This is a genomic window from Algoriphagus aquaeductus (genome assembly GCF_003253485.1).
Lineage (GTDB): Bacteria > Bacteroidota > Bacteroidia > Cytophagales > Cyclobacteriaceae > Algoriphagus > Algoriphagus aquaeductus.
In genome coordinates this window covers 162,935-186,320 of sequence record NZ_QKTX01000008.1, presented here as the reverse complement: position 1 = coordinate 186,320, position 23,386 = coordinate 162,935, and the positions used below count along the sequence as shown (strand labels likewise).

Here is a 23,386-nt window from a genome sequence, read left to right as displayed (position 1 = left end):
TGATAATTAGGTTGAAAAGTCAGGTTATGAATCTACTTATTTTTGGATTTAATTCTACCCGATTGAAATCAATTTTAAGGAAAAAATATTTCTTGAAGTTTTTATAGAGTGCAAAAATCAAAAAAAATGTGGAAATCTAAGGGATTGGCTACTTTTGGATGATGAAATTCATATATCCTGTTTTTTTGGGATTACTCACTGCGCTCTTACCAGTGATCGGTTTGTTTTCCCCCAAAGTCTCCGGATTTTTAGCAGGGCGGAGAAATCTTTTTATTATTCTTCAGCGATACCGAAATGAAAATCCCGGACCATTGGCCTGGTTTCACGTCGCTTCACTTGGGGAATACGAGCAGGCAAGGCCAGTCATCGCTGCACTAAAAAAGAGCAGAGAAAATCTGGCCGTGGTGGTCAGTTTTTTCAGTTCCTCCGGATACGACCATGTCATTAAAAAACCGCAACCTCATGTAGATTTTATCACCTACATACCATTGGACCGAAAAAGTTGGGCAAACAGATTCGTCACCATCCTCAGTCCTGAGATCGCTTTTTTTGTCAAGTATGACCTGTGGTATCACCATGTTTTAGCCCTAAAGAAAATGTCGGTGCCCACTTTTCTCCTTGCGGCATCTTTTCGGGAAAATCAAATTTACTTCACCTGGTACGGCGGGTTTTTCAGAAATATTTTGACTCAACTGGACTGGATTTTTACCCAAAATCAACAAAGTATTGAATTGCTTCAAAAAATCGGAGTTTCAAAGACAAGCCTTGCCGGAGATACCCGTTTTGACCGAGTGGCCGCCACTGCACAATCTCCCAAGGACTTGGCGGACGTGAGGACCTGGGTACAGGGTAAGCCGACTATGGTGGTAGGATCAGCTTGGGAGGAAGATATGCGATACCTGATTCCTTTGATCAATTCCAAACCGGAGTATTGTTGGATTGTAGCCCCTCATGATCTCAATCCGGAACCAATGGATCGATGGGCAAGTCAGATCGAACTTCCTTCAAAAAAGTATTCCCAGTGGACTTCGGCCGATTCCAATTCTGTGCTTTTCATCGACAACATCGGGATGCTTTCCTCTCTTTATCAATTTGCCCGGGTGGCTTATGTGGGAGGAGCTTTTGGAAAGGGACTTCACAATATTTTGGAGCCCTTGGGATTTGGAGTTCCGGTGATATTTGGGAAAGTCAAAAAAGCTGGAAAATTTCCCGAAGCGGCACAAAGCCAATCAGTAGGTTGTGGATTTGAGATTGAAGATGAAAATCAACTACAATACATCTTTGCCAAGCTGGAAGAGGATGATTTTTACCATAAAGCAAAAACATCTGCCCAAAATTGGGTATCATCGAACCTTGGTGCCGCAGATCGCATAGTATCCTTTATCCATGCCAAAAATCTTTCAACATGAAGGGAAGAGTCATCAAATCCACAGGAAGCTGGTACTTGGTCAAAGTTGAAGAACTGGTGATTTCTGCCCGGTTAAAGGGGAAGTTTAAGCAGGAAGACCTCAAGCTCACCAATCCTATAGCCGTGGGGGATTGGGTAGAATTGGAAAAAGAAGAGGGTCAAGAAACGGCTGTCATTCAGGATATCTTGCCGCGAGAAAACTATGTGATCCGAAAGTCTACCCGAAAGCAGCATTTTTCACATATTATTGCCAGTAATCTGGATCAGGCAATTTTGGTCATTACCATGAAAAAACCACGAACCTCTTTGGGGTTTATAGATCGGTTTTTGGTGAGTACGGAAAGCTTTGGAATCCCGGCCATTTTGGTAGTCAATAAGATGGATCAGCTTGAAGGTGAGGATGAAACCAGTTGGCTTCAAGACATTCACGAGATTTATGAGCCGCTCGGCTATCCTGTTTTGGAGGTTTCTGCCTTGAAGGATCAGGATTTAAAATCCAAGTTTTTACCCTACATCCATGGGAAATCCAGCCTGATCTCTGGGCATTCGGGAGTAGGGAAAAGCACGCTGCTAAACGCATTGATACCCGAAGCTAAACAGGACACGAAGGAGATTTCGGGATACAGTGCCAAAGGGGTGCATACTACCACGTTTGCAGAAATGTTTTTTTTACCGGAAGGAGGGGATTTGATCGATACACCCGGCATCAAAGAATTTGGTATTCTGGATGTGGAGGAGTTTGAATTGTCACACTACTTTCCTGAAATGAGACAATTTCTAGGTGAATGTAAATACAACAACTGCACGCATGTCAACGAGCCCGGATGTGTAGTGGTCCAAAAGCTGGAAGAAGGATATATCCATCCCTACCGATATCAGAGCTATCTGAATATTCTTCATGAGGAGGACAGCCACCGATGATCGGTTTGGTTAGCCCAGCATTTTGGCCTAATTTTCCTTTTTCAAAATCAATCCATGAGCGAGGTACTTAATCACAAACAGGTAGGGCAAAAAATTACCCGAATGGCCTTTGAAATATATGAGCGAAATATCCATACCTCCGGGGTGGTCTTTGCAGGGATTACCGGGATGGGGACCACACTCGCACACCTCTTAGCCTCGGAATTGAAAAGGATTTCCCCTATTTTGGTAGAGGAGGTGGAAGTAATTTTGGACAAAAAATCAATTTCTACTTCAGGAGTTGAGCTCTCTGATTCTTTGGATATGAGTGGCAAAACCATCATTTTGGTCGATGATGTCCTGAATACCGGAAAGACCTTGGTTTATGCCATGAAGCCCTTTCTGGATCGGGAGATCCAAAAAATGGAAATTGCGGTCTTGGTCAATCGAAGTCACGGCTTGTTCCCAGTCAGGCCAGATTATACAGGATATGAATTGGCCACCACGTTGAGTGAACATATTCGGGTGGATTTTTCTGATAACAACTATTCCGTACACCTACACTGATCATGTCTGTACATTCCTCTGCTTCCGTCAAGCGAATCACCACACATACCCTTCAGGAAATGAAGCATCGCGGTGAGAAAATCTCCATGCTCACGGCTTATGATTATTCCATGGCTAAAATCGTAGATGCAGCCGGGATAGATATTATTTTGGTTGGGGATTCGGCATCCAATGTGATGGCAGGTCATGAGACGACGCTCCCGATTACTCTGGATCAGATGATATATCACGCCTCCGCAGTCGTCAGAGCGGTGAGGCGTTCATTTGTGGTGGTGGATATACCGTTTGGCAATTATCAGGGAAACAGCACTGAAGCGTTACGGTCAGCTATCCGAATAATGAAAGAGTCCGGTGCCCATGCCGTCAAGGTGGAAGGGGGGGCTGAAATCAAAGAATCGGTCATAAGAATACTCAGTGCAGGTGTTCCTGTGATGGGACATTTGGGCTTAACTCCGCAGTCTATCTATAAGTTTGGGACCTATACAGTCCGTGCCAAAGAGGAAGCAGAGGCAAACAAGCTTTTGGAAGACGCGAAAGTTTTGGAAGAATGTGGATGCTTCGCGTTGGTACTGGAAAAAATCCCCGCCACCTTGGCTAAAAAAGTAGCTGAGTCTATTTCTATTCCGGTCATTGGGATTGGGGCTGGACCACAGGTTGATGGGCAGGTACTGGTTATGCATGATATGCTGGGGATCACTCAGGAGTTTAAGCCTAGATTTTTAAGACAATATGCCGATCTCCAGAAGATTATGATGGAGGCTTTCAAAAATTACATTTCGGATGTGAAAAGCCGGGATTTTCCCAATCAGTCGGAGAGTTATTAGTTTAATATCTGAGCTTAATTAGGTTTACCAGTAAAGTCCCTTTATCATTAGAAAAGAAGAAAAAGCACCCCAAAAAGGGTGCTTTTTTGTTTTAAATAGGGCAAATGGCGTATTACAGGAGCAATAGTGGTGCGATAGCTTTGATCAAAATTCTTTTCACTATGAACAAGCTATACAAAACCACTCAATCGATGTTTCTGGCCTGGGTAATCCTTTTGGCCTTTGGAACATCCGCCCATGCGCAAGAACCGCAATGGAAGCTCTCCTTGGAAAAAGGGGTAGAATGGACCAAGTACACTCCCAATAAGATTCTGTTGGTGGGGAGTTCGGACTGGGGACTGCACGGAGTAGATGCCAACACCGGCAAGCTGCTTTGGTCAAATGAGGACCTTTACAATTCTGCCAAATCCCTGAAAGGTCCTGACGGAAAAAAACTCGGCTACACGGCAGACCTTATTCAGGTCTTGGAGGATCCGAACCACGCTAAAATATCGGATTTTGCTTTGGTGAAGTATACCGACAATGTCATGGTAAAAAACTTTGTGGTGATCAATATTCGAACCGGCGAAGTAGTCATCAATCCCAAAATGGCAGGAATGCCCGTGGTCAAGGTGATTGGACCTGAAGTAGCTACCTTCAACTATGATGGCTCTGGCTATATTCAGGAACTGAAGGGGATTTTGCTTACTGCGAGCTTTGTGGATATGTACCAAGCCGGAAAGCCATATACTCAAATCACCAAATTTATTGATTTGGAAAGTGGTAAGGTAGCTTGGGAAAGCGATCAATTTTCTTCGATTTTTCTCCCCATAGTAACGAGTGATAACCATCTCCTTTTCATCGGTGAAAAAACCTCTGCAAAAATCGATGCCAAAACCGGGAAGCCATTCTGGACATTTGAAGTGGCAGATAAGAAAAACAATTTCGAGGCTTTCGATGCCAACATCAGACTCACCGAAGGATATTTTTACCAGAAAAAGGGAAATCAGGGGGTGGTTTCTGCTGTAGAATTAGGCTCGGGTAAAGTATTGTGGGAGAAACCCCTTTCTACCAAGGATGCTCCTATGCTAAAGGCGGAGAATTTTGGAGTAATAGTGTCAGATGAAAAGAATTTTACCCTGATGGAAGCTGAATCTGGGAATACCAAATGGACAGCCAAGAAGCTTTCAGGGATCGTGGTGGACTTGGGTAGGGATCGAGGGATCGCTGTGGGAGAAAAAGGCAAGTACTTGACCGTATTGGATAAAAATTCAGGTGCAGAAAAATGGTCCCAAAAGATCAAAGGAATTCAAATCGATCAGATGACTGGAGCGGGAATAATGTACCAAGATGAAGAAGGAAGTATCGGGTTGATCGATTTTGACGGTAATCTTAAATGGGGAAATAAGGATATGATCAAAGGACCTGGAGTGCTAAGGGCCAAATCAGCCTTGGATTCTGAAGTGTTTTATGCTGACGGGAAGGTGTTTCATGTCAATCTGGTAACCGGTGAGAAAAAAGAGATTATCGGCAAAGTGGATTTTAATGAAAAAGAAACTCCGGATAATCTGGAATATACCGGAGCCAATTTTATCCTATCCTCCAGTCAAAACATGCTGGGGTTTGACGAGAGCGGACGTGTGCAGTTTCAACAGCATTGGGCTTCTCCAAAGATCAGCTTGGCAGGAAGGATAGCACTTCGTACGATGCAGGTCGCCATGGTCGCTATGGCTGCTGCAAATGCGTATGCAGAAGGCGCCAGTACGGGAATGATGGGCTATCAGAGCATGGCAAGCAGACAATATGGGATTCAGCGCGAATTTTTTGAAGATATGTCAGGAGCATTTGGTCAGGCTGCCAATCAGCGTTTTAAAGCGTCCAAATCCAGAGGAGTGTATAATTTCATTTTGACAGATGTGGGGGAAGGAGTCGGTCTAGTCAAGGTGGATAAGGTGAGTGGTAAAGAAGTGGGAAAAATTGTCTTAAATGACAAAGAACCTGTCTATGATTCTGATCCTGAAAACGGAATGATTTTCTACAAACCTTCCAAGAAGGAGGTATTTGGGTATACTTTCTAAAGTTTTCCCTGCTAATAAAAATCCCGGGCAAAGATGTCCGGGATTTTTTCTATCTGGAGATTAGAAATCTTGTAATAATAAGGGACAAAAGACCAGAATTATCTTCCTTCATTTTTCATCTGTTTATAATTTGATTTTTAATGGCCAGATGGAATGCCCCGGATAATCATTCCCCTGTGTGAGAAGCATTTACTCATGGGCATTTCCTGTGAGATAATCCAAGAGAGTTTAGTCCTTGGAGAAAGGAAAGGCTATCAAGATGGATTTTTTAAACCCCGACCTCAGGAGGCCTTTTCTTTGACCCTCAAGATAAAGTCGCTCAACACATTCATGTAATTAATGAATGCATCATAGGGCGTGTCGTAAGGACTGAAATATTCATGGACCGATCCATCTGAGAAGAATTTGGTACACATGTAGTAGAAATGGTCGGAAGTCTGTAAATATTCCCAATCACGAAGAATCTCCGGATCATCGATTTTTCGGATTTGCTTTTCGAGTTCATATAATCGGTCAAAAGCCTCATCCTGCATGTCATTTCCAAGCCAGGCCGTTAGGTCACGTTCCTCGTCAGCCCAGGATATGGCTGTGGGGACATGAATTTTGCTGACTGCAGGAACCGCGGAAGCAACTTCTGAAGGGGTTGAAAAAGAAAAATCCGAATTTCTGAACACAGCCTCCGGCAAATGCCTCATGAATTCAAATATCCCTGTTTCGGCCCACTGATGCTCACCGAAAGTTTCATAATCCATGAATAGATTGACCACTTGTTCTTCTTTGGGAATGGCATTGAGCCAAGAGACGAATTTGTCGGTGGTCAGGGGAAAGTCCGCCCAAGTCTTATTGCTGAACCGGAAGGCAATATCATCGGAAAGACGGAAGTTTTTCAAAAGAACTTTCAATTCGGGCTTGTTGGCATTGGAATAGACATAGTTGGGGCTTTTCCAACCAAGGACATGTTTTGCTCCTTCAGTGAGCATCGCTTGGTAGCCCAATTCAGCGACCATTTCCCCGATTTGGTCTGAGTAAATCAACTCTGTATTTCTAAAAACGGTAGGCGAATACCCATTGAAAAGCTGTTTTATTTTTTCTTGGTGCTTTTTTACCAAGGAAAAGAATTCTTCTTTACTCTTCAGGGCAGCCAAGGAATGGGAATAGGTCTCGTTGAGAAGTTCTGCATGTCCTGTAGCTACCAGTTTTTGGAAGCTTTCCAAAACATCGGGAGCATAAGCTTCCATCTGGTCCAGAAATGTACCCGAAATCGAAAAGGCCACTTTAAACCGTCCATTGTACTTTTGAATGAGCTCCATCAAAAGTGCATTCATGGGGAGGTAGCATTTTTGAGCCACTTTTCGGATTACATTTCTATTGAGATAGTCGTCCCAGTAGTAATGATCCTCTCCGATATCAAAGAATCTATAAGGCTTGATCCTAAAGGGCTGGTGGACCTGGAAATAAAAGCAGACGGTTCTCATGATCGTTGAGCTAAAGTTTTTTCGTACACAGTGACAAGTTTGGCAGCGACATGCTCCCATTTCAATTTTTTCAGTTCTTCACCTCCAAGTTCCTTAAACATCCTTGAGATGCTGTCATAATGCAACAGCCCAAAAATGGCATCAGCCATGGCGTCTACATCCCAGAAATCTATTTTTATCGCATTTTTCAGTACCTCTGCTACTCCGGATTGCTTAGAAATAATCACTGGAGTATTGTGTCGGACAGCTTCCAAAGGAGCAATTCCAAAAGGTTCGGATACCGAAGGCATGACATAGACATCACTGATGGCATACATATGATCTACATCATCCCCTTTCAGAAATCCGGTAAAATGGAACTTGGTCCCCATCCTGAGCTCGGCCACTCGGTCGATCATCCTGTTGAGCAGGTCACCCGAACCCGCCATGACAAATCGGACATTGGGATCACGTTCAATTACTTTTTTAGCGGCTTCAACAAAATATTCAGGTCCTTTTTGGAAGGTGATCCGGCCAAGGAAGGTGACGATTTTTTCAGGGACTTTTTTCTGATAAGCGGATTTGATGATACTGGCATCCAATACAGCATTGTGCAATACGGTCACCTTTTCTGCGGGGACACCATATTTTCTGACACAGATGTTTTTGGTCAATTGACTTACCGCTACGATATGATCTGCTGCATGCATTCCTGCTCGTTCTATTTCATAGACAGGTCCATTGACAGATTCCCCGGATCGGTCATATTCGGTAGCGTGGACATGGACTACCAAGGGTTTTCCGCTGATTTCTTTGGCAGCAATTCCTGCCGGATAAGCTAGCCAATCGTGTGCATGGATAATGTCAAAATCCTTTCGATCTCGGGCTATTTGTGCACCTACCAGCGCATAGCGAGATACTTCCTCCATCAGATTTTTGCCGTATTTTCCACTAAACTCAAACTTGTTGGAAAATATACTTTCATCCACATCGGTACGATCGTGAATGGCATAATCTGTGAATTTTTTGAACTCTTCCGGTCCCAAATAAGGAACCAGAAAGCTGTTTACCTCAAGGTAAGTGAGGTTTTTCCAGATCTTTTTAAATTTCCTTTCTCTATAGTCGATTGTTATATCACTGGCATTTACAAAATCGGCAAGGGGCTCTTCGTCACCCCATAATTTTGGGACTACAAAGATCACCTCCTGATTGTGGTGGTTCATTCCTTGCACCAAGCCATAACATGCTGTGCCCAGTCCGCCTGAAATATGTGGTGGAAATTCCCAACCAAACATCAATACTCTCATATAAAAAGTCTTTAGATCCTTTTAACTATGTCCATCATTCTTAGCAACTCTGCCACACTCCACGCCTGCGAGACAGAGCCCTTGGGTCGGTGTGGCGCATCTCCATCATATATTTCAGCAACGGTTCCAATTCCATATTGGGTCATTACCCCATCAAAGCTTTTGATGATTTTCTGCACAAAATTTTTAGCAGCTTTGCCATGAAGCTTTAAGTAGCCTTCCACAAAATGACCGAGAGGCCAGGCCCATACGGTACCATTGTGATAAGCATGATCCCTGCTGATTTGGTTACCGAAATAATACCCTTTGTATCCGGGATCATCCGGCGAAAGTGAACGAAGGCCTCTTGGGGTTAAGAGTTTGGATTTGACGATTTCCAATACCCTGTCGCACTTTTCTTCTGAAAGAATGGTATAGGGTAAGGAAGTGGCAAATACCATGTTTGGTCTGATTGACCAGTCTTTCTCATCCCCATCCACCACATCTGCAAGGTAACCATAGTCCCTTGACCAAAACTCGGTTTCAAAGGATTCTTTCACCTTCCCGGCTAGGGAAAGATATTCTTCATCCCCCGTCAGCTCATGGTAGAAGCATAGTGCATTATACCAAAGGGCCTGAATTTCCACGGGACATCCGATTCGAGGGGTCACGGGGCCGTCGGGGGTAATGGCGTCCATCCAGGTGAGTGCTATTCCCTCCTGACCACCCCAGATCAATCCGGAATCCAGCATGTGAATATGGAACTCTGTGCCTTGTTTATATCCTTCAATAATCCCCCTGAGTTTTCCCAGATATCGATCCTGGACAGTTTTTTTGTCTCCGGTATACAGTATGTATTGTTGAAGAGACCAGAAAAACCACAGGGGAGCGTCCATTGAGGTCATGTTGGTGTAATCACCGCTCCCGATATTGGGGAAAAGTGGGCCCTTGAGATCTCTTGCCATGGTGTCCATGATTTCCAGAAAGGTCTCTGAATCCCCTCCCGAAAGTGTCAATCCCGGAGAAGCGATAAAGGTGTCTCTTCCCCACCAGCCAAACCATGGGTATCCTGCGATCACCCGCACATCCCCGTCCCTTCTTCTGATAAACTGTCCGGCAGAATTTCGAAGGCAGTTTTCAAAATTGTTTCTGGGGATTCTTCGTGCTATTTCTTTAGAAAAAGCGTTTTGTCGTGTATCCGGATCAGCTTCAGTCAAACCCGCCGAAAAAATGACGGATTCTCCTTTTGCAATGTCGAATTCAAAATAGCCCGGGACAAAGAGATCTTCTTGGTAATCATATCCCCGTTCTCTTTCTTGGATGTATTCTACATTGTAGTACCAATCCGGAATAGAAACGAATTCACACTTTTTGGAAAGTTGGAGAAACAGTGGATCGTATTGAGGGTAAAGCCTGAATTTTACTCCGTTTGGTACAATTTCATGTTCCTTGTTGATCAGATCATTGGCTTTCATCAGCTGGTGATAGCCCCTGAAGGCGAGAAAGGGCTGAATCCGGATTTTTGTGGGAGAATGGGCTTCGACTAGCGTATATCGGATCATTACCCTGTCCCTGTTGGTGTCCAAAATCAGCTCTTTTTGCAGCACCACACCACCGACTCGATAGGTGAGTTTGGGAATGGGTTCAGAATCAAAATCCTCTAGATATTTATGTCCCCTTGGAGAATAATTTCCTGGAAATTTGGAGATGCCAAGATTAAAACTGGCTCCTCGCTGGATCACTGTTTCATGGACTGTAGAAAGAAGAACATGATTTTGGGAATCAATCTGAGGTTGGGGGACTACCAACAAACCATGGTATTTTCGAGTGTTACATCCGATGATCGTAGTGCTGGTGTAGGTTCCAGATCGATTGGTCCGAATAATTTCCCTTTCCAGGGAATAATTCAGATTGATTAATTGGTTTTTATCAAAGTGGATATAACTCATATTGGAAATTGAAAGAATTTAAAAATAGAGTTTTGCACGGACAAGAAAAATTAAAGGGAAAAAAATAAAGGTTATGTTTCCATAACCTTTGTCGAAATTTTGAAATTCAGGAGTGAATCGGTTCTTTTTGAACCTCCTCAAAGGCCTTGATTGATTCCTCAAACTTGCTCAGGTAGCTTTGAATCTGCCTGATATTTACCGGCTTCACCACCGGAAATTTTGGAGCGGCTTTGAACAAAGTAAACATAGTAGTGTGGTTTAGTCTGATCGATTTAGTCAAATCGTATGCCAACTTGAAATGACTTATAACAAGAAAACCCCTCGAATGAGGGGTTTTGGGGTGAAAGACCGGGTTCGAACCGGCGACCTCTGGTGCCACAAACCAGCGCTCTAACCAGCTGAGCTACAATCACCATTTTATTTTTCCATGAGGGCGTTTCCTCAATTGGTCTGCAAAAGTAAGGACTCGGCCTAATTGGTGCAAGGGAGTGCTTATTTATTTGTAAAAAAAGTTAATCGCTCACCTTTTTTACTTTCATCAAATATCCCTTCACTGTACGCTAAATGTCCGGAAACGATCGTGTGTGTTACTCTGGATTGGAAAGTATGCCCCTCAAATGGGGACCACCCACATTTAGCCAGGATATTTTCTTTACTGACGGTCCAAGGGGAGTTCAGATCGACCAGCACCAAATCTGCCAAATAGCCTTCTCGGATAAATCCCCGGTCTTTGATTCGGAACAGGCGTGCCACTCGATGAGTCATTTTGTCAGCAATTTTTTCCAGACTTATTTTCCCCTGATGATAAAAGTCCAGCATGGCGACTAAGCTATGCTGGATCAAGGGTCCTCCTGAGGGTGCTTTGAGGTAAGATTGTGCTTTTTCTTCCAAAGTATGAGGCGCGTGATCGGTAGCAATGACATCTATCCGGTCGTCCAACATCGCCTGAAAGATTTGATCCCGGTCATTGGCCGTTTTCACGGCGGGATTCCACTTGATCCGATTTCCTTTGGTATCGTAATCCTCCTCTGCAAACCACATGTGGTGGATGCAGGCCTCGGCCGTTATTTTTTTCTCCTCCAGCGGAATTGAATTGTCGAAAAGTTCCAGCTCCTTGGCCGTACTGATATGTAAAATGTGGAGGCGGGTGCCGTACTTTTTGGCCATCGCCACCGCACGGCTGGAGGCATCATAGCAGGCCTCTTCTGACCTGATTTTTGGATGGAATTTTACCGGAATATCATCCCCATAAATTTTTTTGTATTCCTCGAGATTGGCTTTGATGATGTGGTCGTTTTCCGAGTGGATGGCCAACAGGCCTTTGAATTCTTTAAAAATTCCCTCCAGCGACTCGATGTTGTCCACCACCATGTTGCCGGTGGAGGAGCCTTGGAATACTTTCAAGCCGCAGACATTTTCCAAATCCAGCTTCAGGATTTCTTCCAGATTGTCATTGGTTCCGCCCAGAAAGAAGGAATAATTCGCCAAGGAAACTTCTTTTGCTCTTGCATATTTTTCTTCCAAAAGCTTAATAGTCACCGCTTGTGGTACTGTATTGGGCATTTCCATATAAGAAGTGGTGCCGCCTGCCACGCCGGCTTTGGCCTCGGTGTAGATTTCACCTTTGTGTGTGAGACCCGGCTCACGGAAGTGTACCTGATCATCAATCACCCCTGGGAAAAGGTGTTTTCCCCTTGCATCCAAGTGGATATCAGCGGCCTCCAGGCTGAGGTCAGGGCCGATTTTGGAGATTCGCCCTTCTCTGATCAAGAGATCTCCCGGAGTAATCCGGCCTTCATTGACTATATTTGCCCCGGTGATCAGGATACTTTTCATCGTTTCTTCTTTTTTCAAGTGGAGATTTCAATTCAAAATTAACAATCATGAGCAATGAAACCGTAGGGTTCGATGTATTTAAGCTAAACAAACAATTGCTCGATGCAATCTCCGAATCTGGCTATATCACACCAACTCCCATTCAGCAAAAGGCCATTCCCTTGGCATTGGCCGGCCACGATGTACTGGGGATTGCTCAGACGGGGACAGGTAAAACTGCCGCCTATATCCTGCCTGTCCTGATGAAAGTGAAATTTGCGCAAGGGAAGCATCCCCGGGCTTTGATTCTGGCTCCGACTCGCGAACTGGTCATGCAGATCGAGGAAGTTGCCCGGCAGTTAGGAAAAAATACAGACCTTAGAATTGTCTCCTTATATGGAGGTCTCGGCCCAAAGACTCAAATCGAACTGATCGAAGCGGGTGTGGATATTCTGATTTCTACACCGGGTCGATTTATGGATATTTACCGAAAAGGAAATATCTATCCCAAGGATCTCAAAACGATGGTGCTGGATGAAGCGGATAAAATGATGGATATGGGATTCATGCCTCAGATTCGTTCTATTTTGGAAGTGATTCCCAACAAAAGACAAAACCTTCTTTTCTCAGCCACTTTTTCAGGGAGGATCGAGCACCTGGCAGCCGAATTCCTGGAGTTTCCGGAGCGTGTGGAAGTAGCCCCTTCCGCGACTACTGCCGAGACGATCGCTCAGGTCAAATACACGGTGCCCAACATCAAGACCAAAATCAACCTCTTGGCGAACCTCTTGCAAAATGAAGAAATCAGCCGGGCGATGATTTTTACCCGAAGTCGAAAGAATGCCGAGTCGGTGTATTCTTATTTGGAGCGGAAAGACTTTGGAGAAATCCGGGTTATCCACGCCAACAAAGGTCAAAATACCCGAATCAATTCCATGGAGGACTTCAAGGCGGGGGATGTTCGAATCTTGGTGGCGACGGACGTAGCTGCGCGGGGTTTGGATGTCACGTTGGTGTCTCATGTGATCAACTTTGATGTGCCGCTGATCTATGAGGATTATGTGCATCGAATCGGACGAACTGGACGTGCAGAAAATGAAGGAAAAGCCATCACCTTTATCAATCCGGCAGAAGCATACCATTTTGAAAAAATCGAAGAGCTGATCCGGATGAAGGTGGAAGAATTGTCCATTCCTGAGGAAGTGGATGTGCCGGCCACCCCATTTGAAGAAAAGCAAGCCTACGAAAGAGAGCTGGATAGATTAAGGCAACGTGATAATCCGGATTACAAAGGAGCTTTTCACGAGAAAAAAACCCAACCCAAGAAAAATATCGGCAAGGGTGAAAAGGTAAAAGCGAAAAAGCACAGTAAAAAGCCCAATCGAAATCAGTTGAAGACCAAGAATCAGAAGAATAGGGGGAAATAAACTATATGATTGTCCGCAATTGCACCACCAGCCAAATTCTCTTTGATTAATGGGTCGGAAGACCGAAGGATTCCAGATTTTAACCTTCTAGAGAAATTTCTTAGGCTACCTATGCCTTCTGGTAAAAAAGTAGATTTACAGATAAACTAATTTTAACATCTATTTTTTTTTCTTTTTAATAATATTCGGAGAATTTAGGGCTAGGATTAAGTTAGTTTTTGATCTATGAATCTGGTAAGATTTACCCTAATATTCTTTCTTTTTGTCACCTCAGCTTGTGACCCAAAATCGAAGCAGGTGAATTTTCAACCTGATATTGAAATGATATCTATTCCGATTTCGGAAGTCTACCTTAATTCCTATCAGGTTTTGGATAGTTACTCTGAAAACGGAGTTAATAAGCTTATTGCCTACAATCCGTCTAGACATGCACTGGATTACTTTGATTTGGATGAAGCTATCGCATTAAAGTCAATCAACCTTTCTTTAGATGGGCCAAATGGAGTAGGTAGAATAGAGTCAATTTATTGGCATAATTCTGATTCCATTTTTCTTTATGAAAGGGGGAAAGTCCATCTTTTGAAAGAGGGGGGAGAAAAGTCAACATCATACGATTTATATGGACTTTTCAATGGGAAGAATCTTGGAGAGCCAGTATGTAATTTTTATTTCAAGCTCAATTACCTGGCAAAAGAAAAGTTGATTTTCTTTTCCCTTATCCACCACGGAGCGAATCTTGAAGAAAGATCAAATCTACCATTAGTTGCCTCTGTCAATATTGCGACCTTGGAGGTAAAGGCACTTCCTATTTCACATACTAACCATTATAAAAAAGTAGGAGGCAATGTGGGGTTTATCACCTATTTGGGGTTTCATAGTTTTATGAAGAATCAAATGATTTATAATTATCAGTATGAGTCAAGTTTGTTCTCCATTGATCCCAAAAATCAAGCCGGAACATCTAGCATATCTCATGAAGATAAATACACTCCTGAATTGATTGATTTGGAAAATATTGATCAGCATGCGATTGATAACCCACATTTTTTAACTCCAATTCCTGATAACTATCGAAACCTAATCTATCGTGGTACTTGGGATTCACCTGATCTTTCTCTTAATGAATCTGGCTTCACAGAGAAGAAAATTTCAATCAGCGTTTTTGATTCTGAACTGTCCTTGCTTTCTAAATTTGATCTTCCCAATTATACCTACCAAATCAATAATTGGTTTGTGAACAAAAACGGACTGTACCTGAATTATGCGCATCCTCGTAATGAAAAGGTTTCTGAGGATTTTTTAATATTCCATGTATTTCAATTTGACCAAGAAATTGAAGAAAAATGATTGGGGTGATTGGTTTGATTTTGGGCCTTTTTCTTAGTCCCTTAGCAGAAAACATCTTAGTCCCGTTGGATCATTCGGATCCGCAAAGCAGGAAAATTACGATCACTTATCATTATGAAAATGAATTTGATCCTGATAGAAAGACAGTCTTCACCTTGGATGATCCGATTGATGATGCTTTTCAGAAGTTTGATTTAGGTGAAACGGTAAAAGAAGAATTCAACTGGGTTAGGATTTCCGGAAGGCATTTTTCAGAAGATCTTCAAAGTTTCATGAGGGAAAGTTCACCTCAGGATTGGGAGAAAATCTACCGCTGGTTGAATCAGAATCAGGTTTCCCAAGACATTGAAATGATCAGAAGAAAAATTTTGGGTCAAAAGAAAGTGACCTTGCTTGGTTATTCTTCATCCACAGGTATTCTGCTTCATTATTTATCAAGCTATGCTCCAACCGTAGAAAAACTGATATGCATCAATCCATTTCTAATGGATATTCAGACTAATTTGAGTTTTTGGAATTTTTCCAATTATTTTCAAAATAAACAGACCGAATTGACTGACGCTGAATTTTTTGAATTTGCATACCGATCTTCTGTAGATTTTTTCAATTCTGATCCGTCTCTGAGAGACAGTTTAATCAATTCATCACTGAAGGTATTTAAGGAAAGCTCTTCAAATGATATGAAAACAAATTTTCCAAACTCTTTAGCTGTGCGGTTTTTTGAGCATTCCATTGAACTCATGACAGAAGCAAATTCTGATTTCCCGATCGCTAATTTTTTAAAAGAGAAAAGTAAACCGCTTTGGACGGAGTATTTCAATAAAAGATTCCCACTAATAGGTACCAATTATGATGTGGGTCTTAGTTTTACAGGACAAGTGATCATCCTTGGAAGTGTTTATGATATTTTAATTAATCCCAAGGTAGTAGATGTCTTAGCAGAATTTTTTCCTAAGAGCACGTTGGTTTTATTTCGAGATGGTCATTCATTTGAGAAAATGCGGGAAACAAAGGAATTCTATGTTTTGCTTTTGGCATTTTTGAAAAATGATTTTCAACAGAAAGTTCGATCATATCAAATCTTGAGTGATTTGAACTTGCTTTTTATAGGAAAGAATTACAACAACATTCGGATAAATTGAAAAAAAATGGCCCCGAAATTATTTCAGGGCCATTTAATTTATCTGTCTGTTCTCGTGTTGGTTCCGTCAACCGGAGTTCTTTGGTCTCTGTTGGCCAAGTCCCAAGCGGTGTGGAAGATCAGTTGCGCTCTTTTGGTCATCAGCGGAAACTCGATCTTGTCCACGGTGTCAGTCACCTGATGGTAGTCGTCATGCACACCGTTGAAGAAGAAGATCACCGGAATATTGAACTTCGCAAAGTTGTAATGGTCTGAGCGATAGTAGAATCTGTTGGGATCGTCTTCCGCATCGTAGCGATAGTCAAGGATCAGATTGGTGTAGGTGATGTTGTTGTATTCGTTGATTTTCTTCAGGTGAGAAGAAAGCATCTCCGAACCGATCACATAAATGTAATCTTTGTTTTCAGCCTTTTGGTATTCGTAATCGATGCGGCCCACCATGTCGATGTTGATGTTGTTCACCGTATTGGCAATTGGGAATACCGGGTTTTCGGCATAATATTCAGAACCCAACAGTCCCTTTTCTTCACCGGTCACGTTCAGGAACAGAATGCTTCTTCTTGGCTTATTGCCATCTTTGGCGGCCAAAGCAAACGCCTCTGCGATTTCCATCACAGATACAGTACCCGATCCATCATCGTCAGCACCGTTAAATACCTCTCCGGTGGAGCTCACACCCACGTGGTCATAGTGAGATGAGATGACCAGTACTTCTTCTTTTTTGTCGGTTCCTTCTAGAAAGCCCATTACATTGACCGCTTCTACAGGGGTTTTGGTTTTTACGACCTGGTAGGTAGCTTTCTGAGATGTGATGCTGGTTGGATTGGATTTAGCGGCCTCTTTCAAGGTTTCCACTGGGGTACCAAAAAGCTGGGCCATTTTATCAGAGCTGACCATAAAGATCGGTCTCTGCTTGATTTCCTGATCAAAGCCGATTCGGCCTCTACCGGCCAAGGTTTTGTATCGGTTGGCGATTCGGTCAAAGTTGGCCTGGCCTTCCATGGTCACAATCACGATTCCGGCAGCACCTGCATCCATTACCTTATTGACTAGGTCATTGCTTCTTACGCCAACAGCCCAAAGTCCGACCAATTTTCCTTTCACATCTACTTTGGCCAGGTTTTCATCCGTCACCAAGCCTAGGAATACCAAATCAGCTTTGGCTGCTTTGGCCATATTTCCGTCGCCGGTAAATACAAAGTCTGTGTTTTCTACCAGTTTTGCTTTACCGATCTGAAGTGTCACTTTAGTAAAATTGGTGCTTACCAATGGGACATTTTGGAAGTAGCTACCATTCACTGGAGCGGAAAGGCCCAAGCCTTTGTAAAAATCTGCCAGATACTGTGCGGCAATTTTTCCTTCAGGAGAGCCTGTATCCCGGCCTTTCATTTCGTCAGAGGCCAGGTAGGTGAGGTGTTTGGTTAAATCTTCTACCGTAATGGTATTGGCGTATTTTACCTGAGTTGGATTCTGAGCCAGAACCGGCGTCATTAATCCCATCATCAGGGCACCGCTAAATAGGAGTCCTTTGTTCATATTTTTCAGTTTAGGGCCCTAAGCTAGCCAAATTTTTAACCCTCTTAAAAACCGCTCGTCAATTCTGGTGTTTAGGAGGTAAATAATTGAAAGTGTGCGAAGGCTTTTCTTTCAGGAAACCTTACCTTTGCGCTCGTAAAATCGGGATGATTCCAAACCCAAATAGATCATACTTCCATAGCGTTCTTTATGCAGATCAATCTTTCTAATGCTGTCAAATTTGAGAGCAGACACAATGGCCCGACAGAGGCGGAAATCGCGGAGATGTTGGAGAAAATCGGTGCCTCTTCCCTGGAGGAATTAATCAACCAAACAGTCCCTACTTCTATTCAACTGGAGCGTCCGCTAAACCTTCCGGCGGCACAACTGGAGTCTGAGTTTTTGAAAAACTTCAAAAAACTTGCCTCCAAAAACAAGGTGTTCAAGTCCTACATCGGGATGGGGTACTACGACACGATCGTTCCTGGAGTAGTGTTGAGAAATGTGCTTGAAAATCCGGGATGGTACACTGCCTATACACCCTATCAGGCTGAGATCGCTCAAGGTCGCTTGGAGGCGCTGATCAATTTCCAGACTGTGGTGATGGAATTGACCGGAATGGAGTTGGCCAATGCCTCTTTGCTCGATGAAGGTACCGCAGCAGCGGAAGCGATGACGATGCTGCATGCCGTAAAACCTAGAGAGAAAAAGAACGCCAATAAGTACTTTGTTGACGAAAAGGTATTCCCTCAGACCAAAGCCTTGCTTGTCACCCGTGCGGAGCCAATTGGAATTGAGCTGGTCTTTGGGCCACTTTCTGCCTTGGATTTGACTGATCCTGAGTTGTATGGCGTAATGTGCCAATACCCGAATGCAGACGGAGCAGTAGCTGACTATTCAGCCATCGTCGCAGCAGCTAAGGATAATAAAGTATTGACTGCTTTCGCTTCCGACTTGTTGGCTTTAACCCTTTTGACTCCTCCAGGGGAAATGGGCGCTGATGTCGTGGTAGGATCTGCCCAGCGTTTTGGGGTACCGATGGGCTATGGTGGACCGCATTCTGCGTTTTTTGCAACGAAAGATGAATTCAAGCGTCAGATCCCAGGAAGAATCATCGGGGTTTCTATTGACCGTGCGGGAAACAAAGCCTACCGAATGGCTCTTCAGACCCGTGAGCAGCATATCAAGCGCGAAAAAGCAACTTCCAATATTTGTACTGCTCAGGTTCTATTGGCAGTGATGTCCAGCTTTTATGCGGTCTATCATGGACCAACAGGTTTGAAGAATATTGCCTTGAGAACTCACGGCTTGGCCAAACTTACGGCAACAGCTTTAACGAAAATGGGTCTTGGTGTTTCTTCTAAGACTTATTTTGACACGATCAAAGTAAGCGCTGATGGTGTTTTGCAAAAGAAAGTTCAGGATGCTGCACTCGCTGCGGAGATGAATTTCAGATATGAGGAGGGTGCGATTTTTATTTCTTTTGATGAGGCAAAAACCGTGGAGGATGCCGCAGAGGTGATTTCTGTTTTTGCGAAAGCAACCGGAAATTCAGCTCCTGATGTTCACGCGATGGCAGCTAATCTGAATTTGGAGTTGCCGGAGGCTTTGATGAGAAAGTCTGAATATTTGACACATCCGGTATTTAATAATTACCACAGCGAACATGAAATGCTTCGCTACATCAAGCGGCTTGAGACCAAAGATCTTTCTTTGGTCCACTCTATGATTTCTTTGGGATCTTGTACGATGAAGCTTAACGCGACTGCGGAGATGATTCCGGTGACTTGGCCGGAGTTTGGTCAGTTGCACCCATTTGCCCCAATTGATCAAACGGAAGGATATCAAGAGCTCTTCACTAATCTGAGAACTTGGTTGACCGAGATAACCGGTTTTGCAGACACTTCTCTTCAGCCTAACTCCGGTGCCCAGGGTGAATATGCAGGTCTGATGGTGATCAGAGCCTATCATATGAGCCGTGGAGAAGGCCACAGAAATGTAGCCTTGATCCCTACCTCTGCCCATGGAACCAATCCGGCTTCTGCTGTCATGGCGGGAATGAAAGTGGTCTTGGTCAAGTGTGACGAAAAGGGAAATATCGATGTAGAGGACTTGAAAGTCAGAGCAGCAGAGCATGCGGATGACTTGTCTTGCTTGATGGTGACTTATCCTTCTACCCATGGGGTGTTTGAAGAAGCCATTCAGGAGATTTGCGCAACGATCCATCAATATGGTGGTCAAGTGTATATGGATGGAGCCAACATGAACGCTCAGGTTGGTCTGACCTCTCCGGGTAGAATCGGGGCTGACGTCTGTCACCTAAATCTGCACAAGACCTTCTGCATTCCTCACGGTGGTGGGGGACCTGGCATGGGACCAATTTGTGTAGCTAGTCACTTGGCACCTTTCCTACCTGGAAACCCCGTTGTGAAGACAGGCGGAGAGCATGCGGTTTCTTCGATTTCGTCAGCACCTTATGGCAGTGCCAGCATTTTGCCAATTTCATACGCCTATATCTCCATGATGGGTGGTGATGGATTGACGAATGCCACCAAAATGGCGATTCTCAATGCCAACTATATCAAAGAAAGACTTACCGGCCATTACTCAATCCTTTACACCGGATCTCAAGGTCGTGCCGCGCACGAGATGATCTTGGATTGCCGGGCATTCAAAGAGGTAGGAGTAGAGGTAGAGGATATCGCCAAGCGACTGATGGACTATGGTTATCACGCGCCTACTGTATCGTTCCCTGTTGCGGGAACTCTGATGATCGAGCCGACCGAATCTGAGACTAAAGCGGAATTGGATAAATTCTGTGATGCGATGATTTCGATCCGTGCTGAAATCAAAGAAATCGAAGAAGGAAAGGCCGACAAAGCAGAGAATGTGTTGAAAAATGCGCCTCACACTGCTACTATGGTATTGACAGGAGAGTGGAATCTTCCATACAGCAGAGAGAAGGCAGTTTTCCCAATCGCTTATGTGAAAGAAAACAAATTCTGGCCTTCTGTCCGCAGAATTGATTCTGCCTACGGAGACAGAAACTTGGTATGTAGCTGCATTCCAGTGGAGGAATATGCGAAAGAGGCCGAATTGTCCTAATAAACGCAACATAAAAATGAAAGAGGCTGTTAATCGACAGCCTCTTTTTTTTAGCCTTGTGGTATAGGATTAAGATCTACGATTTCCACCTCTAGTCCTCCGAATTTGTTACCGACAAAATTATACACCAGAGCTCCAATAGCTCCAAAAAAGACGCCTATGATTCCATAAAGAATTGGGATAAATATTAACATGGCAACTCCAAAACCGGCCCCTGCCATGGGAATTTCTTCACCTACCAAAGAGCTAATGGAGCTGAATATCAGTGCGTAGATGAGGCCGATTACAATTCCTAAAATTCCTAGCGTCAGCCCATAAACCTTAGCGGCCGATCCGACATCGATTTTTTTGATTACTTGCATAAAAAGAGAAGTTAAAGTTTAGTCTTTAAAAATTAGGCAAAAAAAAAGCACGTTACCAAACGTGCTTTCAGATTTTAAATGATTTTTAGACATGAACATGTCGCTCGGCATGGTAAGATGACCTCACCAAAGGTCCTGATTCGACATATTTCAGTCCTCTTTTCAGTCCTTCTTCTTTGTAGTGGGCGAAAAGATCCGGATGGATAAATTCTGCCACTTCGATGTGCATTTTAGTTGGTTGAAGGTACTGACCCAACGTGAGGATATCACAGCCGTTTGCTGCCAAATCATCCATGGCTTTGTAGACTTCGTCTTTGGATTCGCCAAGGCCTAGCATGATACCGGTTTTGGTGCGTTTGCCGAATTCTTTGGTCAATTTGATTTGTTCCAAAGATCGCTCATACTTGGCCTGAGGTCTTACCATTCGGTAAAGTCTACCAACAGTTTCCATATTGTGTGAAACTACTTCCTGTCCTCCTTCAATCATTCTATAGAGGGCATCCCAGTTTCCTTTTACGTCAGGAATCAAGGTTTCAATGGTAGTGGATGGAGACATTTCTTTAGTAAGAACTACAGTTTGATACCAAATCTCCGCTCCGCGGTCTTTCAGTTCGTCTCGGTTGACGGAAGTGATCACAGCGTGCTTTACTCCCATCAATTTGATGGCCTCAGCAACACGTTTTGGCTCCTCAGTATCGTATTCAATGGGCCTGCCAGTCGCCACTGCGCAGAAGGAACAAGAACGGGTACAGACATTTCCCAAAATCATAAAAGTGGCTGTTCCGGCACCCCAACATTCGCCCATATTTGGGCAATTTCCACTTTCGCAGATGGTATGGAGCTTATGTTCGTCGACTAGTTTTCTGACTTTGGCATATTCCTTTCCTACAGGAAGCTTCACACGAAGCCAATCAGGCTTTTTGCGTTTGGTAGCTTCCTCGGAAATTACGGGTAATTCGATCATCGTCTTGAGATTTGATACAAAGGTAACTCCGGCCTATTCAAAAACCCAAACCGGTTTTATTTTCTGAACCCATAGAAAAAGGTGAAATAGGCTGATTGAAAGAGTTGGTTATTTTCGGTGGTTGGGATTAACGGAATTTCTTTGTTATAACCCTCCAGCATATATCCAAGTTCCAGTCCGGTCGCACTGCTTTTAAAAACCCCAAATTCAAAATTAATGGCAGCTTTGACCATGGCTCCAATTGCCAGCTCAGATTGTCCAATACCCTGAAAAAGTCTGCCGGTACCCAAAATATTGAATCGGCTTTGATGAACATCAGGATTATATTGTTCTACAACCGTTTCGACTCTATTGACCGCGTATTCTATGTAGTAGGGGGCGATTAATCCAAAAGACGGACCTACCGCCGCCAATGCAGAAACTTGGACACCTTGGTTCGGTGCTTTTTTGAATAAAATTATTTCCCTTCCATAGTGGGGACGGATGGCATAGAGATAGTTTGACTTTCCAAAAACGTAGCTGTTTCCTAATACAGTATTGTACCTTGTTTCTTTTGGGTTTTTCACATTTGAAAGTTCCAAGCCCCAAAATGAAAATTGAAAATCGTCTATTCGAGTGCCATTTTTGAATACTAAACCGCCAATAAGACCTCCATTGGTGTTTTTATTCAATCCAAACATGAACTCTTTGTCGTATTCATAATTGCCCACGTCATCTCTTTGGGAAAATCCCTGGAACGAAATAAAAAATAAAATCAATGGGAGGAGGAATTTCAGCTTGATCATTCGAAATGGTCGAAATTATTGCCCTAATTTTGGTTACAAAGTATTTAACTGAATTTTAAAAGTAAGAGTTTATGCCCACTATAAAAAGTACGTATTTAGGGAATTTAAGAACCCAAGCCACTCATTTGCAATCTGGAAATACGCTCATCACCGATGCTCCCGTAGATAACAACGGTAAAGGTGAGGCTTTTTCTCCTACGGATTTGGTATGTGCTGCTCTTGGGGCATGCATGGTGACTATAATGGGTATCGTTGCTGAGCGAGAAGGAATTTCGCTGGAGGGCCTTTCTTGGGAGATGACCAAAGTAATGCAGTCCAATCCCAGAAAAATTCAAGAAATCATTGTTGATTTTAAGTGGGATCAACCCGGTGGGGATAATATCCTTCGGCAAAAGCTTAAAAATGCCGCTAAAACTTGCCCTGTAGCTTTGAGCTTGGACCCTGAAATAAAGCAGACTGTGAATTTTAATTTTTGACTTG

The 23,386-nt window shown here is 43.5% G+C and carries 19 protein-coding genes and 1 tRNA gene; 10 read left to right on the top strand and 10 right to left on the bottom strand.

The window, feature by feature from the left end; translation table 11 throughout:
- The first annotated feature begins 158 nt into the window (after positions 1–158).
- The 5 genes from CLV31_RS12620 to CLV31_RS12600 all read left to right on the top strand — a co-directional run bounded on the left by CLV31_RS12620 (position 159) and on the right by CLV31_RS12600 (position 5,756).
- Complete coding sequence (locus CLV31_RS12620; protein WP_245943394.1) at positions 159–1,409, top strand: 3-deoxy-D-manno-octulosonic acid transferase; 1,251 nt, start codon at positions 159–161, stop codon at positions 1,407–1,409.
- Positions 1,406–2,329, top strand: a complete 924-nt coding sequence (rsgA, locus tag CLV31_RS12615) for a ribosome small subunit-dependent GTPase A (protein ID WP_111393244.1) — start codon at positions 1,406–1,408, stop codon at positions 2,327–2,329. The genes CLV31_RS12620 and rsgA overlap by 4 nt, the downstream gene beginning before the upstream one ends.
- A gap of 54 nt (positions 2,330–2,383) precedes the next feature.
- Positions 2,384–2,875, top strand: a complete 492-nt coding sequence (locus CLV31_RS12610; protein ID WP_111393243.1) for a phosphoribosyltransferase family protein — start codon at positions 2,384–2,386, stop codon at positions 2,873–2,875.
- A gap of 2 nt (positions 2,876–2,877) precedes the next feature.
- On the top strand, positions 2,878–3,699 hold the full coding sequence (panB, locus tag CLV31_RS12605) for a 3-methyl-2-oxobutanoate hydroxymethyltransferase (RefSeq protein WP_111393242.1): 822 nt from the start codon (positions 2,878–2,880) through the stop codon (positions 3,697–3,699).
- 161 nt (positions 3,700–3,860) lie between these two features.
- Positions 3,861–5,756 carry an outer membrane protein assembly factor BamB family protein gene (locus tag CLV31_RS12600; RefSeq protein ID WP_181452626.1) on the top strand — a complete coding sequence of 632 codons (1,896 nt, stop codon included), beginning with the start codon at positions 3,861–3,863 and terminating at the stop codon, positions 5,754–5,756.
- Positions 5,757–6,037: 281 nt separating this feature from the next.
- Here CLV31_RS12600 and CLV31_RS12595 read toward each other — a convergent pair whose 3' ends face one another.
- The 6 genes from CLV31_RS12595 to CLV31_RS12575 all read right to left on the bottom strand — a co-directional run bounded on the left by CLV31_RS12595 (position 6,038) and on the right by CLV31_RS12575 (position 12,281).
- Positions 6,038–7,231, bottom strand: coding sequence for a glycoside hydrolase family 57 protein (locus CLV31_RS12595; protein ID WP_111393240.1), 1,194 nt, complete (start codon positions 7,229–7,231; stop codon positions 6,038–6,040).
- A complete protein-coding gene (locus CLV31_RS12590) occupies positions 7,228–8,517 on the bottom strand; it encodes a glycosyltransferase family 4 protein (RefSeq protein ID WP_111393239.1) in 1,290 nt (429 codons plus the stop codon). Before CLV31_RS12590 ends, CLV31_RS12595 begins: the two co-directional genes overlap by 4 nt.
- 11 nt (positions 8,518–8,528) lie before the next feature.
- A complete protein-coding gene (locus CLV31_RS12585; RefSeq protein ID WP_111393238.1) occupies positions 8,529–10,445 on the bottom strand; it encodes an amylo-alpha-1,6-glucosidase in 1,917 nt (638 codons plus the stop codon).
- Between the two features lie 106 nt (positions 10,446–10,551).
- Entirely contained in the window at positions 10,552–10,692 is a 141-nt protein-coding gene (locus CLV31_RS21850) for a hypothetical protein (RefSeq protein ID WP_181452625.1), read from the bottom strand.
- 89 nt (positions 10,693–10,781) lie between these two features.
- Positions 10,782–10,858 (bottom strand) — tRNA-His (locus CLV31_RS12580).
- Positions 10,859–10,937: 79 nt separating this feature from the next.
- The gene (locus CLV31_RS12575) at positions 10,938–12,281 is read right to left on the bottom strand and encodes a dihydroorotase (RefSeq protein ID WP_111393237.1); all 1,344 of its coding nucleotides are present in this window, start codon (positions 12,279–12,281) and stop codon (positions 10,938–10,940) included.
- A gap of 47 nt (positions 12,282–12,328) precedes the next feature.
- Between CLV31_RS12575 and CLV31_RS12570 the strand changes: the two genes are divergently transcribed.
- From CLV31_RS12570 to CLV31_RS12560, 3 genes are all read left to right on the top strand, one after another.
- Entirely contained in the window at positions 12,329–13,687 is a 1,359-nt protein-coding gene (locus CLV31_RS12570; protein ID WP_111393236.1) for a DEAD/DEAH box helicase, read from the top strand.
- A gap of 297 nt (positions 13,688–13,984) precedes the next feature.
- Entirely contained in the window at positions 13,985–15,034 is a 1,050-nt protein-coding gene (locus tag CLV31_RS12565; protein ID WP_220084337.1) for a DUF4221 family protein, read from the top strand.
- A 317-nt stretch (positions 15,035–15,351) separates the two neighbouring features.
- Positions 15,352–16,176, top strand: a complete 825-nt coding sequence (locus CLV31_RS12560; protein ID WP_181452624.1) for an alpha/beta fold hydrolase — start codon at positions 15,352–15,354, stop codon at positions 16,174–16,176.
- Between the two features lie 38 nt (positions 16,177–16,214).
- Here the strand turns inward: CLV31_RS12560 and CLV31_RS12555 are convergent, their stop codons facing one another.
- The gene (locus CLV31_RS12555; protein ID WP_111393233.1) at positions 16,215–17,711 is read right to left on the bottom strand and encodes a M28 family peptidase; all 1,497 of its coding nucleotides are present in this window, start codon (positions 17,709–17,711) and stop codon (positions 16,215–16,217) included.
- A gap of 189 nt (positions 17,712–17,900) precedes the next feature.
- Between CLV31_RS12555 and gcvP the strand changes: the two genes are divergently transcribed.
- Positions 17,901–20,795, top strand: coding sequence for an aminomethyl-transferring glycine dehydrogenase (gene gcvP / locus CLV31_RS12550; RefSeq protein WP_111393232.1), 2,895 nt, complete (start codon positions 17,901–17,903; stop codon positions 20,793–20,795).
- A gap of 50 nt (positions 20,796–20,845) precedes the next feature.
- Here gcvP and CLV31_RS12545 read toward each other — a convergent pair whose 3' ends face one another.
- The 3 genes from CLV31_RS12545 to CLV31_RS12535 all read right to left on the bottom strand — a co-directional run bounded on the left by CLV31_RS12545 (position 20,846) and on the right by CLV31_RS12535 (position 22,906).
- Positions 20,846–21,157: a hypothetical protein gene (locus tag CLV31_RS12545; RefSeq protein WP_111393231.1), complete on the bottom strand. Its 312-nt coding sequence runs from the start codon at positions 21,155–21,157 to the stop codon at positions 20,846–20,848.
- 85 nt (positions 21,158–21,242) lie between these two features.
- On the bottom strand, positions 21,243–22,121 hold the full coding sequence (gene lipA, locus CLV31_RS12540; RefSeq protein WP_111393230.1) for a lipoyl synthase: 879 nt from the start codon (positions 22,119–22,121) through the stop codon (positions 21,243–21,245).
- 56 nt (positions 22,122–22,177) lie between these two features.
- Entirely contained in the window at positions 22,178–22,906 is a 729-nt protein-coding gene (locus CLV31_RS12535) for a hypothetical protein (RefSeq protein WP_111393229.1), read from the bottom strand.
- Positions 22,907–22,977: 71 nt separating this feature from the next.
- Between CLV31_RS12535 and CLV31_RS12530 the strand changes: the two genes are divergently transcribed.
- Entirely contained in the window at positions 22,978–23,382 is a 405-nt protein-coding gene (locus CLV31_RS12530; protein ID WP_111393228.1) for an OsmC family protein, read from the top strand.
- Positions 23,383–23,386: the final 4 nt, after the last annotated feature.

What these genes read in the sequence shown, in the direction of transcription:
- CLV31_RS12590 (WP_111393239.1), bottom strand. Translation starts at nt 8,517, where the DNA reads ATGAGAGTATTGATGTTTGGTTGGGAATTTCCACCACATATTTCAGGC.
- CLV31_RS12535 (WP_111393229.1), bottom strand. Translation starts at nt 22,906, where the DNA reads ATGATCAAGCTGAAATTCCTCCTCCCATTGATTTTATTTTTTATTTCG.
- CLV31_RS12600 (WP_181452626.1), top strand. Translation starts at nt 3,861, where the DNA reads ATGAACAAGCTATACAAAACCACTCAATCGATGTTTCTGGCCTGGGTA.
- CLV31_RS12610 (WP_111393243.1), top strand. Translation starts at nt 2,384, where the DNA reads ATGAGCGAGGTACTTAATCACAAACAGGTAGGGCAAAAAATTACCCGA.
- CLV31_RS21850 (WP_181452625.1), bottom strand. Translation starts at nt 10,692, where the DNA reads ATGTTTACTTTGTTCAAAGCCGCTCCAAAATTTCCGGTGGTGAAGCCG.
- CLV31_RS12595 (WP_111393240.1), bottom strand. Translation starts at nt 7,231, where the DNA reads ATGAGAACCGTCTGCTTTTATTTCCAGGTCCACCAGCCCTTTAGGATC.
- lipA (WP_111393230.1), bottom strand. Translation starts at nt 22,121, where the DNA reads ATGATCGAATTACCCGTAATTTCCGAGGAAGCTACCAAACGCAAAAAG.
- CLV31_RS12555 (WP_111393233.1), bottom strand. Translation starts at nt 17,711, where the DNA reads ATGAACAAAGGACTCCTATTTAGCGGTGCCCTGATGATGGGATTAATG.
- rsgA (WP_111393244.1), top strand. Translation starts at nt 1,406, where the DNA reads ATGAAGGGAAGAGTCATCAAATCCACAGGAAGCTGGTACTTGGTCAAA.
- CLV31_RS12545 (WP_111393231.1), bottom strand. Translation starts at nt 21,157, where the DNA reads ATGCAAGTAATCAAAAAAATCGATGTCGGATCGGCCGCTAAGGTTTAT.
- CLV31_RS12575 (WP_111393237.1), bottom strand. Translation starts at nt 12,281, where the DNA reads ATGAAAAGTATCCTGATCACCGGGGCAAATATAGTCAATGAAGGCCGG.
- gcvP (WP_111393232.1), top strand. Translation starts at nt 17,901, where the DNA reads ATGCAGATCAATCTTTCTAATGCTGTCAAATTTGAGAGCAGACACAAT.
- CLV31_RS12585 (WP_111393238.1), bottom strand. Translation starts at nt 10,445, where the DNA reads ATGAGTTATATCCACTTTGATAAAAACCAATTAATCAATCTGAATTAT.
- CLV31_RS12570 (WP_111393236.1), top strand. Translation starts at nt 12,329, where the DNA reads ATGAGCAATGAAACCGTAGGGTTCGATGTATTTAAGCTAAACAAACAA.
- CLV31_RS12530 (WP_111393228.1), top strand. Translation starts at nt 22,978, where the DNA reads ATGCCCACTATAAAAAGTACGTATTTAGGGAATTTAAGAACCCAAGCC.
- panB (WP_111393242.1), top strand. Translation starts at nt 2,878, where the DNA reads ATGTCTGTACATTCCTCTGCTTCCGTCAAGCGAATCACCACACATACC.
- CLV31_RS12620 (WP_245943394.1), top strand. Translation starts at nt 159, where the DNA reads ATGATGAAATTCATATATCCTGTTTTTTTGGGATTACTCACTGCGCTC.